Origin of the sequence: Pseudomonas sp. BJa3 (genome assembly GCF_026343815.1) — a bacterium.
Lineage (GTDB): Bacteria > Pseudomonadota > Gammaproteobacteria > Pseudomonadales > Pseudomonadaceae > Aquipseudomonas > Aquipseudomonas soli.
This window is the reverse complement of the sequence record NZ_JAOXMC010000008.1, coordinates 97,418-111,212: the sequence shown is the minus strand read 5'-3', so window position 1 is coordinate 111,212 and position 13,795 is coordinate 97,418. Positions and strand designations below refer to the sequence as shown.

Genomic DNA, 13,795 nt, shown 5'->3' with positions numbered 1-13,795 from the left:
CCCACCGGTTTTCAGTTCCAGGCGAATGCCTACCTGTCATAAAGCACGTGCACCCTGATGGCCATTCCGGTCGGTTCGGCGCCAGCCCGCCAAGCGACCACGCAGGCCACGAGGTGACGCGAATACCCTTTTTGCGCCAGGAGTCGATGACATGAGGCCAGAAATCGCTGTACTTGATATCCAAGGGCAGTACCGGGTTTACACGGAGTTCCATCGCGCGCAGGGCGCCGAGAAGACGATCATTCTGATCAATGGCTCGTTGGCCACGACGGCGTCCTTTGCACAGACAGTGCGCAGCCTGCACCCGCAGTTCAACGTGGTGCTGTACGACCAGCCGTACGCCGGCAAGTCGAAACCCCACAACCGCCATGAACGGTTACTGACCAAGGAAACCGAGGCGCACATCCTGCTTGAGCTGATCGAGCACTTCCGTGCCGATCACGTGATGTCGTTCTCCTGGGGCGGCGCCTGCACCCTGCTGGCCCTGGCGCACCAGCCGCGGCTGGTGAAGAAGGCCATCGTCAGCTCGTTCTCGCCGGTGATCAACGAACCGATGCGCGACTACCTCGACCGCGGTTGCCAGTACCTCGCCGCCTGCGACCGCTACCAGGTGGGCAACCTGGTCAACGACACCATCGGCAAGTACCTGCCGTCGTTGTTCAAGCGCTTCAACTACCGGCACGTCAGCAGCCTGGACAGCCATGAGTACGCGCAGATGCACTTCCACATCAACCAGGTGCTCGACCACGACCTGGAGCGGGCGCTGAAGGCCGCGCGCAACATCGACATCCCGGTGCTGTTCATCAACGGCGACCGCGACGAGTACACCACCGTCGAGGATGCGCGCCAGTTCAGCCGCCATGTCGGACGCAGTCAGTTCAGCGTGATCCGCGGGGCCGGCCACTTCCTGGACATGGAACACAAAAGTGCCTGCGAGGATACCCGCGATGCCATGCTCGGTTTCCTCAAGCCGGCCTTGCGTGAATCCCGCCAACGCTACGCACAGGAACCGGGGCAGCATGCAATGGCGATCTGACCGCATCGGCGTCCTGTAGCCCTCGCCACCCGCAGGCTACGGGCCGCCGACAGGCTTTTTTACAAGCTTGGGGCTTCTCATTCGAGGAGGGTTCTGGTAAAAAGTCTTGCTTCGAAGCGGGTATAGTTTATTGGTAAAACTATAGCTTCCCAAGCTATTGAGGAGGGTTCGATTCCCTCTACCCGCTCCATCTCGCATTCCCCGCACGACGTTCCATTGACGTCGTCGCTGTCAAAAGGAGCCTCGGCTCCTTTTTTCGTTTCTGCGCTTGAAATTCAAAGCACCGCTGAGAATGCCAAGGTCAATCCTCATTGCCCTTCCCGGTCTTCAAACGCCGACCGAACGGCCTCCACGATTCGCGCTGCGAGGCGCTCGTCGTCGAGCTGCGGATATTGCTTCTTGAGTTTGCCTGAAACATTCCAGCCATTCTCCTTAACCGCGCGAATGATGCGGCTTGCATCCTGGTCTGGCATCTCCACCACGTCTTTTAGTCGCTCCTGAGCGAGCTGGAAAATGACAAGGATCCTGGCTTCTTCCGCCATCTGCGTTCGAATCGTGTGTTCGACGACGCGTGCGGTATAGAGAACATGTGCGGTCAGATCCGGATAGCGCCAGGCGAAGCGCGCATCTTCGTAATCGTCGAACTCGAAGTTGCTCGGCGTACCGTCTTCGTAGGCCACAAGCGTGCCAAAGCGACAGGATGCCGCATACCGCCGCATGAAGGGTCGAGAGAACTGCTCCAGTGCCGCATCATAGCCGGCCCGGAACTCGGTCGAGCTGGTAATGGTTGCTGAAACAGGCAATATCACGCCATTCGGAACCGCCTGATCCCGAACCAAAGTATCGTTGATCAGGAAACGGTGGATTCGCCCATTTCCGTCTCTCATCGGATGGATGTAGACGAAGCCGAACGCCAATGCCGCGGCACGCGCAAGCGACTCGGCGCCCCGGGTGGCCATCTCGAATTCGTTGAGGCCAGCAAGCATCGGGGCAAGGTCGTCAAAATGAGGGGCGACGTAGTGCACGATGTTCTCGCGCATCGTGGATTGCCCTACAAAAACGGGGGAGCGCCGCAACCCCAGGCCAAATGCATCGTGCCCCAGGATACCTACCTGCAAGAGATGCAGGCTTCGGTCACTCAATGGTTCTTCGATATGGCCGCAGTGTTGCGCGATGACATGTGCAAAGCGCTGGATGCGGCTGGCTTGGCCTTCCTCTTTTTCAATCAGAAAGCTTGCGCGCGACTCTTTCAACGTCAACCAACTCGCCGTCCGCATCAGGATATCGGGGCCGAAGGTCTGATCGAGCTCTCCCAAAGCGGCTCTCAGATCAAACTGCAAGGCTTGCTGCACGGCGTCGGTTCGCCGGACAAGCGGGCAAAAATCAGGCGTACCTGGCAGATTGTCATTGACGCGCCAGCGGCGAGATCGAAGCGGCGCCGTGCGGGTCAGGTAGTGGGCGGGCGACACGGCATCGATATAGGCGCCATTGGTCACATCAGGCACATTCAGATGTTGCCCCGTCAGCCACTCGTATAGAAAACCGGTGCGCCGAGCGTACTGGCCAAAAGGGGAGCGCCGGCACCAAGCTTCGACTGGCTCGGGTCCTACGACGGCAAACAGGCGGGCGAAGAACTCAAGGTGAATCTCCTCGTATTTGAGCCCGAATTCGAAGTGGCCTGCAAAATCGTCGTCGGGCCGGTAGTTGGGCGGAAACCTGTTTTCTACTTGACTACCGGTGTCGCGGCTTGCTCGCACTGTGCCGATGGCCGAATCGACGCGCAGAGGTTGTACCGGGTTAACTCCGTACCGAGTGGCTAACGCCTTGAAACCGACCTGCATGGAAAAACCTCTACCGGAAGCCCAAAAACGCTAATATTTTTTGACTGTCACCGCAAAACGATACCGCCAGCCGTCAGACGCAAAAATACTACGGAACACACAAATTCGCTACCGATCCAGATGGTTTACTCAAAAACGATAATGAAAGCGCTCCTCGCGAATTCCTTGGCCGCTCATCTCCCCTGCCCGAAGTTTGTCCTATAACCGTTCGATTCACTCTCCCGCTCCAACTCGTATTCCGTCCACGTCGTCTCTGTCAAAAGGAGCCTCGGCTCCTTTTTTCGTTTCCAACGTGCCTTTGTTGATCTGGCCCATAGCCACCGCCGCGCCAATTGGCTTGAATACACAGCCGTTCGCGGCGCCTGACCGCTACGCTTTCTGAAACATCTCCAAAGGACTGCGCATGTTTCTCTCCCGCTGGCTACCGGGCCTGGCCAACCTGCTGCACTACCGCCGCGAGTGGTTCCATGCTGACCTCCAGGCCGGCCTGTCGGTGGCCGCGATCCAGATCCCCATCGCCATCGCCTATGCGCAGATCGTCGGCCTGCCGCCACAGTACGGCTTGTATGCCTGCGTGCTGCCGATGATGGTCTATGCCCTGGTCGGCAGCTCACGGCAATTGATGGTCGGCCCGGACGCCGCCACCTGCGCCATGATCGGTGGCGCCGTGGCACCGCTGGCCATGGGCGACCCGCAACGCATCGCCGAGCTGTCGGTGATCGTCACCGTGCTGGTGGGCGTGATGCTGATCGCCGCTGGGGTGGCGCGGGCCGGCTTTATCGCCAGCTTCTTCTCGCGGCCGATCCTCATCGGCTACCTCAACGGCATCGGCCTGAGCCTGCTCGCCGGGCAGTTGTCGAAGGTGGTGGGATTCAAGATTGAAGGCGACGGATTCGTCCTCAGCCTGATCAACTTCTTCCAGCGCCTGGGCGAGATCCACTGGCTGACGCTAGCCATTGGCCTGGCCGGCCTGGGCCTGCTGATCTGGCTGCCACGGCGCTATCCGCGGCTGCCGGCGGCGCTGGTGACCGTGGTGGTATTCACCGCCCTGGCCGGACTGTTCGGCCTGGACCGTTTCGGCTTGGCGATCCTCGGCCCGGTGCCGGCGGGCATTCCCGAGCTGGCCTGGCCACAGAGCTCCCTGGCGGAAACCAAGAGCCTGCTGCGCGATGCGCTGGGTATCGCCACCATCAGCTTCTGCAGCGCCATGCTCACCGCCCGCAGCTTCGCCGCCCGCCACGGCTACGCGATCAACGCCAACCATGAGTTCCTCGCGCTGGGCGTGAGCAACCTGGCCGCCGGCATTTCCCAGGGCTTCGCCATCAGCGGCGCCGACTCGCGCACCGCAGTCAACGACATGGTCGGCGGCAAGAGCCAGCTGGTGGGCATTATCGCCGCACTGGTGATCGCCTTGATCCTGCTGTTCTTCACCGCGCCCATGGCCTGGATTCCCCAGGCTGCGCTGGGCGCGGTGCTGCTCATGGCCGGCTGGGGTTTGATCGACGTGAAGTCGCTCAAGACCATCCGCAAGCTCAGCCGCTTCGAATTCTGGCTGTGCCTCCTGACCACGGTCGGCGTACTCGGCCTGGGCGTGTTGCCGGGCATCGTGTTCGCCGTGACCCTGGCCATCCTGCGCCTGCTCTACAGCATCTACCAGCCCACAGACGCCGTGCTGGGCTGGGTGCCGGGCATCGAGGGCCAGGTGGACGTGCGCCAGCACAAGGATGCCCGCACGGTGCCAGGCCTGCTGGTGTACCGCTTCGACGACGCGATCCTGTTTTTCAACGCCGACTACTTCAAGATGCGCCTGCTCGAAGCCGTGCAGAACGTGGACAAAACCCAGGTAGTGCTGTTCGATGCGGAAGCTGTGACCAGCATCGACGTCAGCGGCATCGCCGCCCTGCGCGAGGTGCGTGACACCCTCGCCGCCCAGGGCATCCACTTCGCCATCGCCCGCGCCCGCGGCACCTTCCTGCGCATGCTAGTGCGTTCCGGGATGGCGCGGGAGATGGAGGAAAACCTGCTGTTCGGCTCGGTACGGGCGGGGATTCGGGCGTATCGGGTATGGCGCAACAGGGCTCGCCGGGAGGGTGCTGCGGATTGAGGGAGGGGGACTACCACGCACCGACGCCCCTTGAACGGGGCCTCGGATCGGCTTTACGACAAACAAGCCCGCGCCACAGTCTGTGTCCCCTGCCCATCATGTTGCCGATCAGTAACCCAGCTTGCGCAGCAACTGGCCTTCGTTCTGTGGCATCGGTCGTTTATAGAAACGCATCAGCTCACCGGCACGGTTGGTGAAGATGCCGTCGACGCCGGCTTTCATCGCCTTGTCGAAATCCACCGCCTCGTCGAGGGTGTACACGTGCACCAGCAGCCCCTTGTCGTGGCTGGCTTGGTTCATCCACGGCTGAATCAGGTCGGAGTAGCTCTGCTCGCCGAGGTCGGTGCGGATTGCCGAAGGGCCGGTACCAATGGCGCCACCGGCCTTGGCATAGTCGAGCCAGCGCAGGAACTCGGCACGGTCCTTGGGTTGCTGACGGGCGTAGAAGGCCGACTTGACCTGCTCGCCGGATTCGGCGAAGTCCTGCCCCGATGCCGGCTCGATGCTGCCCTTGGCCACCCACAGCAAGAGGATCTTCGGTACCTGCGGCATGGCCTCGTGCAGCAGCTTGAGGCTGTTGCGATCGAAGGTCTGCAAGATCACCTTACCCGGCTTGTCTAGCCAGCCACGGGCCTCGAGGCGCTTTTTCAGGTCCTGCTCGATACCGGGAAACTGCGCCGGCTCCTTGGTCTCGATATACAGGCCCGGGTGACGCTCGGGGTTGCCTTCGGCGATATCGATCACTTCGTCCAGGGTCAGGATACGCTGGCCCTTGAACGCTTCGCGGGCACGCTCTGGATAGGCCTTGTTGAACCAGCTGCCGGCGTCCAGCGCCTTGAGTTCGGCCAGGGTGAAGGCACTGACCGGGCTCGCTTTGCGCTCGGGGTAACGTGCGGCGACGTCGCTGGTGCGGGCCAGCACATCGTCGTGGACCACCACCAGCACGCCATCGCGGGTGCGTTGCAAATCCATTTCCAGGTAGTCGGCGCCCAATTCGCGGGCCAGCAGGTAGGCAGGAGTGGTGGATTCGGGAGCATCGAACGAGGCGCCACGGTGGGCGATCACGGCCGGATGCGGGATGTCCTGGGCCTTGGCGAGGGCCTTGCCGTCAGTGGCATGGGCCGCGGTGCTCGCCAGCAAGGTGGCCAGGAGAAGGGTCTTGTACATGGGTAATCCTTTGCAGATCGGGGCCGGCCTCTGGAAGACGCCGGCAAGGTCAACGGTGCAGTCCTTGAGGGCGCAAGCCTCGCACACTCTGCATGACATGCTAAAGTCCCCGGCGTTTTCCGCCACACCCAATGGACCGCCCATGCCCGCACTCGACGCCCACTTGCCCACCTGGGCCGACCTCAACCAGCGCCACCCCAGCACCGCCCTGCTGCTGGGCAATGGTGCCAGCCGCGCGCTGTGGAAACCGTTCGGCTACTTCTCGCTGTTCGAGGAAGCCCAGCGGGTGCGGCACAAGGCATTGGGGGTGAGCGACCAGGCACTGTTCAAGGCCTTGGGCAGCGAACTGTTCGAGCCGCTGCTCAGCACCCTGAACACCACGGTGCGGGCCAACGCCGCGCTGGCGATCAACTCCACCGCGCCGCTGAACCGCTACTACTCGATCAAGGAAGCGCTGATCCACGCGGTGCGTGCCGTGCATCTGCCCTGGCCGCGCTTCCCCGGCGCGACGCGCACGGCCATCAACCAGGCACTGCGCCAGTACCGCAACATCTACACCAGCAACTACGACCTGATCCTGCCCTGGGCCGTGGCCGAGGATACGCAAGGTTTCGCCAACCTGTTCGACGAACAGGGTTTCTTCGACGTGCGCCGCAGCCAGGCCGACGGTATCCGCATCCTCCACCTGCACGGCGGCATGCACCTGCTCAAGTTGCCCGACGGCAGTACCCGCCGACGCAGCGCGGAACAGGCCGAACTGCTCGAAGGCTTCGCCGTGAACATTCCCGGCGAAGTACCGCTGTTCGTCAACGAAAGCCGCAGCGAAGACAAGCTGCGCGCCATCCGCAACTCCGACTATCTGTCCTGGAGCCTGGGCCAGCTGGCCCGCGAACACGACGGATTATGCTTGTTCGGCCAGCACCTGGACGCCAGCGACCAGCACCTGCTCGACGCCATCCGCCAGGCGCGGCCCAAGCACCTGGCCATCGCCATCCGGCCACTGAGCGAGGCATCGATCATCAACCAGAAGCAGCACTTCATTGATCGCTTCGGCGATATTTCGCAGGTTCCGCTGCACTTTTTCGATGCTGCCAGCCACCCCCTGGGCTTGGCTGAACTGGCCATCCCCGTTCCGGCCGCACAGGATCGACGGCGCTGAGCCGCACACTTTGCAAATGTAAATAATTCTCGATAAGATCCGCACCCTTTCCTCTCCGCCAGCCCCGGAAAGCGTGCATGCAGCGCCCCAAACCCGACCCCGTCGCCCACGGTTTCTATGCCGACATCCTGCATTTCCTGCGCAAGCGCATGGACAATGCCAGTGACGCCGCGGACATGACCCAGGATGTCTTCGCCCAATGGCTGGGTTACCGGGATCGGGCCAAGGTGGAGCAGCCGCGCGCGTTCCTGTTCCAGGTGGCGCGCAACCTGCTGAGCGACCATTGGCGCAGGCAGAAAGTGCGCCATGCGGCGCTGGCCGACGACACCCTGCCCGAGCAGCAGGACGCGCCGGCCAACGACCCGCTGGACCACGCCCAGCAGCAGCAACGGCTGAATCAATTGCGTCAGGTGCTCGCAGAACTCTCGCCGCGACGCCGCGAAGCCCTTATGCTGCACCGTTTCGAAGGCCTGACCCAGGCCCAGATCGCCGAACGCATGAACATTTCCGTCAGCATGGTCGAAAAGCACATCGCCGCCGCCCTGCTGCAATGCAAGCAACGCCTGGACAGTGACAACGGCACGGAGCAGTTCCCATGACCCCCACCGACGAGCTCGACCCGCGCCCGATCGACGCCCAGGCGGCGAGCTGGTTCAGCCGCAACCGCAACCAGCCTTCACGGCAAGACCGCAAGGCGTTCGCTCGGTGGATGCAGACGCCCGAGCACACCCGCGCCTATCGCCAGTTCGAACAGCTGTGGGATGACCTGGCGGCACTCAAGCAAGCCAATCGCCCCGTGCCCTTACCGGTACCCCGGGCGCCACGCTGGCGCCCGGCCCTGGCAACGGCGGCGGCCCTGCTCTGCGCAGTGCTGGCCGGCAACCTGGGCGCGGGCAGCGAAGCCTTCAGCCAACGCATCAGCGCCAGCCAGGCCGTACAGGTGCTGCAACTGCCCGATGGCAGCCAGCTGCATGTCAACGCCCAGACCCGCCTGCACCTGGACTTTAGCGGCGAACAGCGGCTGATCCAGCTAGAACATGGCCAGCTGTATATCGAGGTGGCACCCGACAAAGAGCGACCGCTGTTCGTCGATGCGGGCAGCGGCCGCGTGCGCGTGGTCGGCACTGGTTTCGATGTGCGCCGGGGCGACCGAGAACTGGTGGTGGCGGTCGCCCACGGCCAGGTAGCGTTCGACACTCCCGGCGAACGACAACCGCCGTTGTTGCTAGGTACCCGCCAAGGCGCCACCTACGACCTCGCACGCGGCACCCTGACCCGCCGTGAACTGGGCGAACAAAAAGTGGCCGACTGGCGCGAAGGCCAGGTGAGCTTTCGCAACCGCGAACTGGCCAGCCTGATCGACGAGCTCGGCCTGTATCGCCAGCAGCCGGTGGTGCTGGCCGACCCGACGCTTGGCCGCTACAAGGTGTCCGGCAACCTCGACGTCCACGACCCGGACGCCCTGCTCAATGCCCTGCCCGCCCTGCTGCCGGTAAAGACCACCTTGCTGGCCGACGGCCGCCTGCGTATCGAACGACGCTAAAAAATAATTTGAGAATTTTTATCATTCGCAGGTGAGGTTTTGTCGCAACATCGCGTCTTCCTCCCCGCCTGCCGCGTGATGGCGGGCTTTTTCCGGCCTTTTGCCGTTTGGGGGAAACCATGTTGTCCGCGTTGCGTCCATTGCACTGCCTGCCTGTCCGACCCACATTGCTGGCCCTGTGCCTGGCCATGAGCCTGGCCGCCGAAGCCGCACCGGTACCATTCGACCTGCCGGCGCAACCGCTGGCGCGCTCGCTGAGCCAACTGGCCCAGCAGGCCAAGGTCCAGCTGCTGTTCGACGAGGCCCTGCTCGGCAGTGCCCAGGCGCCAGCGCTCAAGGGCGACTTCGAAGCCGAAGCGGCCATCAGCCGCCTGCTGGTGGGCAGCCGCTTCAACGTGGTGCGCATGGGCAACACCTATGTGGTACGCCTGCGCGAAGACGATCCGGCTGCCGACAACAGCCTGCAACTCGGTGCCGTGAGCATTGTTGGTGATGGCCAGCAGGTCGACGCTGGCAACGTCGGGCGCTCGACCCTCGACCAAGAGCAGATCGACCGCTACCAGCCCAGCAACATTCCCAGCGTGCTGGCGACCCTGCCGGGGGTGAATATGGGGGGCTCGTCCAAGCCCGGCGGCCAGACCATCAACATCTGGGGCTTCGGCGACGCCGAGGACGTGCCGATGACCCTCGACGGTGCGCCCAAGAGCGGCTTCGAGCGCTATCAGCAAGGCACCATCTTCATCGAGCCCGAGCTGATCAAGCACATCGAGGTCGAAAAAGGGCCGCACTCGGTCAAGACCGGCAATGGCGGTTTCGGCGGCAGCGTCAACATGGAAACCAAGGACGCCGGCGACCTGCTTCAGGAAGGTCGCAACAGCGGTGCGATGCTCAAATACGGCTATGGCAGCAACGACCACCAGCAGATCTATAGCTCGGCATTGTTCGGCCGTACCGACGACGGTCGCATCGACGGACTTGTGTATTACACCAAGCGTGACGGCGGCAATTTGAAAATGGCCGACAGCCTGCCCGACCCCACCGGCAAATGGCCGATCAACCCCCAGCGCATCCCCTACAGCGCCCTGGACTTGGACGGCGCCCTGCTCAAGACCAATATCCATTTCACCGACGAGCACAGCCTGGGGTTGTCCTGGGCACAATCAGAAAGCCAGCGCTGGACCACCTTCTCATCGACCGCCTTCAGCACGCCCCCCACTGCGGCGGATATCAAGAAGTACAGCTACGAAGCCGCCCTCAAGCGCTTCCTCGCCAACCGCCGCACCATCGACACCACCTGGTCGGCCACCTACAAGTACCAACCGATCGAGAACCCGTGGGTAGACCTGCAGGTGAAGTACTCCGAATCGGACACCAAGCAGACCGACGAGCGCGACGCCACGGCGTTCTTCCAGCCCGCCACTGGTGGACGCAAGATGGACACCGAGTACAAGGACCGCATGCTCGATGTGAAGAACACCAGCACCTTCCTCACCGGTCCCCTGGAGCATGCGCTTACCGCAGGCGTGCAGCTGCGTCGCCATGACCGTGACACGCAGATGTGGATGCCCGGCAAGACCTACGAAGTACCCAAGTACAACCATGGTCACTACCAGCCGTACTTCATGCCCAGCGGCCAGGTCGACAGCCAGGGCTACTACCTGCAGGACGCCATCACCCTGGGCGACCTGACCATCACCCCATCGTTGCGCTACGACCATGTGACCAATGAGGGCAAGCCCAACCAGGCGCCTTACTACAACAACCCGGTGGCTGGCCACGACTACAGTGACAAGACCTACAGCGGCTGGTCGCCACGTCTGTCGCTGTTCTGGAAGATGACCGAACAGACCGCGCTGTTCGCCGACTACAGCAAGACCTGGCGCGCCCCGGTGCTGGATGAACAGTATGAAGTGCAGGGTGTCGGCAGCCGCACCGCCACCAGTCGCAACCTCGACCCCGAGCGCATCACCGGTGTACGGGTCGGCAGCATCAGTACCTTCACCAATGTGTTCAGCCAAGGCGACAGCGCGCAGATTCGCACCATGGCATTCCACAACAAGGTCACTGACGAGATCTTCAAGGCCACCGGCATCGGCTGCCAAGAGCAACTGGTCAGCGGCGGCACCATTGCCAACACCTGCGGCGACGGGCTGATGGGCAACTACCGCAATATCGGCGACGTGACCTACAAGGGTTTCGAAATCGAGACCTTCTACGACGCCACCTATTGGTTCGGTGCGGTATCGTACGCGTGGATGGAAGGTCGCCACGAGGGCGCGTACACCAACCCCTGGGGGCCGGATGTCTGGGCCAAGGATGTACCGGCACCGAAATGGATCACCACCCTTGGCGTGAAGATCCCGGCCTGGGATGCCCGTGTCGGCTGGACCGCGCAGTTCGTCGGCGCCACCCACCACCTGCCCAGCGACAAGTACTTCGAGGGCCCCGCGAGTGCGCTCGGTGACCGTTACTACGACAACTTCGGCAACGAGAAGTACCAGATCCACGGCCTGTTCGCCAACTGGAAACCGCAGCAACCCTACCTCAAGGGCACCGAGGTCAACCTGACCGTGGACAACCTGTTCAACAAGGCCATCCGGCCGGAGCTGTCAGGTGAAAACGCCTATACCCAGGGACGCAATGCCAAGATCAGCGTGACCCGGTTCTTCTGAGCCTGCTGGCAGGCAATGATGCAACGGAGTGCATCACCTGCCGTTCGCCACCCGCTCCTGGGCCCTGGCGACATTCACCTGCATCGCCACGATGGCCAGCTCATGGACTGCCTGGGCGACGGCATGCGTGCCGCGCACCTGCATCCACGACAGGATGTCGGCGAGGTGCCAAAGCGAGAGCGTGCCGTCATGCACCGGGGCCGGAAAGCTACGGTGATGGGTGAGCATGAGCTTGCGCATGTTCTGCCGGGAAACCCCCACCAGCTCCGCCACATCGGTCAGGCCGACCAGGTCGGGGCTGACCTCGATCAGCCGGGCATCCGGCAACACTTTCCGCACATCCGCCAAAGCGCTGTGCAGTGCCTCCCGCGCCGTGCCGCCCTCGCGGGCGAAGGCAAGGGCCAGACGGCCCGGTTGGCCGCTACCGACCACTGCATCATCGCAACCGGCCTCCCCCAGGCGCTCGATCAGCGCATCGACGTCCATGTCCTCGGTCAATTGGTATTTGAGGGTGAACTCGTACTCCATCACTTTCGCTCCACTGACTGATTGGCTATCACGCTTGTCGACGTACAGTTGTCCACGATCCGGCGTAACTGGCGGGCGAAGGTGCCCGGGTTTCTGGGCGTGCTCCACACGCTGGTGATGCAGAACTCGCCGCAGCGGCATTCGCGGTCGTTGTTAGGGCAATAGACCCGCCCCCAGCAATGGCCTCCTCGCACCGTGACTTTCCAGCCCCGCGCTTCGGCGTGCTTCAGGGACTGCTCGACTTCCTTGTTTGGATGGAGGGGACGGACCATCGTTCGAGCTCCAGTATGGACATGAAAAAAAGGTTGTCAAGTGACAACCATGCAACGCTGATGGGCGTCATCACAAGCCAGACTAGGTGCCGAGTGGGATGCAAAAGACTCAGAAAGGTCGTTTCGGAAACCACCTAACCGAGATTGGGAAAATGCTGTAGGTTCAGATGAGATCGATCACCCAGCGATCAGGCCATCCGCCTGCAGCAGGGTCTCCAGGCAATGCTCGCGCACCCCATAGAACGCCTTGAGCTCGGCGATTTTCTCCAGCAAACCCGCATTGTCCTGGGGCTGGCGGCGCTTGACCGCAAGGATCATCTTGTTCTTGTTGGTGTGCTCGAGCGAGATGAACTCGAATACCTTGGTCTCGTAGCCGCAAGCTTCCAGGTAAAGGGCGCGCAGGCTGTCGGTGAGCATCTCGGCCTGTTGGCCCAGGTGCAGCCCGTACTGCAGCATCGGTTGCAACAAGCCCGGGCTGTGCAACTGCGGACGGATCTGCTTGTGGCAGCACGGCGAGCACATGATGATCGCGGCGTTGCAGCGAATGCCGGTGTGGATGGCATAGTCGGTGGCGATATCACAGGCATGCAAGGCGATCATCACATCGATGGCCTCAGGCACCACGCTGCGCACATCGCCGCATTCGAACATCAGGCCCGGGTGCTCCAGGCGCGCGGCGGCGGCATTGCACAACTCGACCATGTCCGGGCGTAGCTCGACACCAGTGACCTGCGCCTCACGGGCTAGGGTGTTGCGCAGGTAGTCGTGCATGGCAAAGGTCAGGTAGCCCTTGCCCGAACCGAAGTCGGCGACCTTCAGGCTCTGCTGGGCGTCCACGGGCGCGTCGCTCAAGGCATGGTCGAAGACCTCGATGAACTTGTTGATCTGCTTCCATTTGCGCGACATGGACGGGATCAGCGCGCCCTGCGCGTCGGTTACCCCCAGGTCGCGCAGGAACGGCCGCGACAGCTCCAGATAACGCCTCTTCTGCCGATCATGGCCAGCCGCGCCCGCCTCGCGGGGCGCCTGCTGGGTCAGGTGCCGGCGCAGCATCGGCTTGCCCTTCTTGCTGAACTCCAGTTGCACCTCGCCGGCAGCGGTGAACAGGTGCGCGTTGCGAAAGCTCTCGGGTAGCAGTGCGGCCACCAGCGCCTGCGCCTCGTCCAACCCCAGGTTGCGGGTGATGTCGCGAGTCTGGTGGCGGTAGACCAACGACAGGCAGACCTGGCCCTTGATCTGCACCGGCTTGGCGATGATCCGCTGCAGGGTCTGGTCGGTGCCGACATGGCGGGCCAGCACCAGCTTGCTCAGGCTGCCGTCGCCCAGGGCATCGGCGAGCAGGCTCAGGAACTGGGCGCGCGCGTCCGGCGCGCCAGGGGCGGAGGAAGGGGAAGACATGGGAACGGGTGCCTCGAAATGCGGGGGCGCGATGCGCAATGCCGGGCATTCTACGTCGATGGGCCCCCTGGTGAA

Annotated in this window: 11 protein-coding genes and 1 tRNA gene; 7 read left to right on the top strand and 5 right to left on the bottom strand. The window is 62.8% G+C overall.

All coding sequences use genetic code 11. The annotated features are described in order from the left end of the window. The first annotated feature begins 151 nt into the window (after positions 1-151). Together OH705_RS11855 and OH705_RS11850 are read left to right on the top strand one after the other, a co-directional pair. Positions 152-1,036: an alpha/beta fold hydrolase gene (locus tag OH705_RS11855; RefSeq protein WP_267302268.1), complete on the top strand. Its 885-nt coding sequence runs from the start codon at positions 152-154 to the stop codon at positions 1,034-1,036. A gap of 116 nt (positions 1,037-1,152) precedes the next feature. Continuing rightward, positions 1,153-1,226 (top strand) — tRNA-Gly (locus OH705_RS11850). 118 nt (positions 1,227-1,344) lie between these two features. Here the strand turns inward: OH705_RS11850 and OH705_RS11845 are convergent. Beyond that, positions 1,345-2,877 carry a Fic family protein gene (locus OH705_RS11845; RefSeq protein WP_267302267.1) on the bottom strand — a complete coding sequence of 511 codons (1,533 nt, stop codon included), beginning with the start codon at positions 2,875-2,877 and terminating at the stop codon, positions 1,345-1,347. A gap of 403 nt (positions 2,878-3,280) precedes the next feature. Between OH705_RS11845 and OH705_RS11840 the strand changes: the two genes are divergently transcribed. Then, positions 3,281-4,981, top strand: coding sequence for a SulP family inorganic anion transporter (locus OH705_RS11840; RefSeq protein WP_263159130.1), 1,701 nt, complete (start codon positions 3,281-3,283; stop codon positions 4,979-4,981). Between the two features lie 108 nt (positions 4,982-5,089). On the opposite strand, the gene OH705_RS11835 is transcribed toward OH705_RS11840, so the two are convergent. Further along, on the bottom strand, positions 5,090-6,148 hold the full coding sequence (locus tag OH705_RS11835; RefSeq protein WP_023631643.1) for a glycerophosphodiester phosphodiesterase family protein: 1,059 nt from the start codon (positions 6,146-6,148) through the stop codon (positions 5,090-5,092). Positions 6,149-6,290: 142 nt separating this feature from the next. Between OH705_RS11835 and OH705_RS11830 the strand changes: the two genes are divergently transcribed. The 4 genes from OH705_RS11830 (at position 6,291) to OH705_RS11815 (ending at position 11,522) form a co-directional block, all read left to right on the top strand. Further along, positions 6,291-7,307: a DUF4917 family protein gene (locus OH705_RS11830; protein WP_267302266.1), complete on the top strand. Its 1,017-nt coding sequence runs from the start codon at positions 6,291-6,293 to the stop codon at positions 7,305-7,307. Positions 7,308-7,384: 77 nt separating this feature from the next. Continuing rightward, on the top strand, positions 7,385-7,906 hold the full coding sequence (locus OH705_RS11825) for an RNA polymerase sigma factor (RefSeq protein ID WP_023631645.1): 522 nt from the start codon (positions 7,385-7,387) through the stop codon (positions 7,904-7,906). Beyond that, the gene (locus OH705_RS11820) at positions 7,903-8,850 is read left to right on the top strand and encodes a FecR family protein (protein ID WP_267302265.1); all 948 of its coding nucleotides are present in this window, start codon (positions 7,903-7,905) and stop codon (positions 8,848-8,850) included. Before OH705_RS11825 ends, OH705_RS11820 begins: the two co-directional genes overlap by 4 nt. A 119-nt stretch (positions 8,851-8,969) precedes the next feature. Beyond that, positions 8,970-11,522 carry a TonB-dependent receptor gene (locus OH705_RS11815; RefSeq protein ID WP_267302264.1) on the top strand — a complete coding sequence of 851 codons (2,553 nt, stop codon included), beginning with the start codon at positions 8,970-8,972 and terminating at the stop codon, positions 11,520-11,522. 33 nt (positions 11,523-11,555) lie between these two features. Here the strand turns inward: OH705_RS11815 and OH705_RS11810 are convergent, their stop codons facing one another. The 3 genes from OH705_RS11810 to OH705_RS11800 form a co-directional block, all read right to left on the bottom strand. After that, positions 11,556-12,050 carry a helix-turn-helix transcriptional regulator gene (locus OH705_RS11810; protein WP_110604872.1) on the bottom strand — a complete coding sequence of 165 codons (495 nt, stop codon included), beginning with the start codon at positions 12,048-12,050 and terminating at the stop codon, positions 11,556-11,558. After that, a complete protein-coding gene (locus tag OH705_RS11805) occupies positions 12,050-12,322 on the bottom strand; it encodes a hypothetical protein (protein ID WP_081941207.1) in 273 nt (90 codons plus the stop codon). Before OH705_RS11805 ends, OH705_RS11810 begins: the two co-directional genes overlap by 1 nt. Positions 12,323-12,499: 177 nt before the next feature. After that, positions 12,500-13,720, bottom strand: a complete 1,221-nt coding sequence (locus OH705_RS11800) for a class I SAM-dependent methyltransferase (RefSeq protein ID WP_267302263.1) — start codon at positions 13,718-13,720, stop codon at positions 12,500-12,502. Positions 13,721-13,795: the final 75 nt, after the last annotated feature.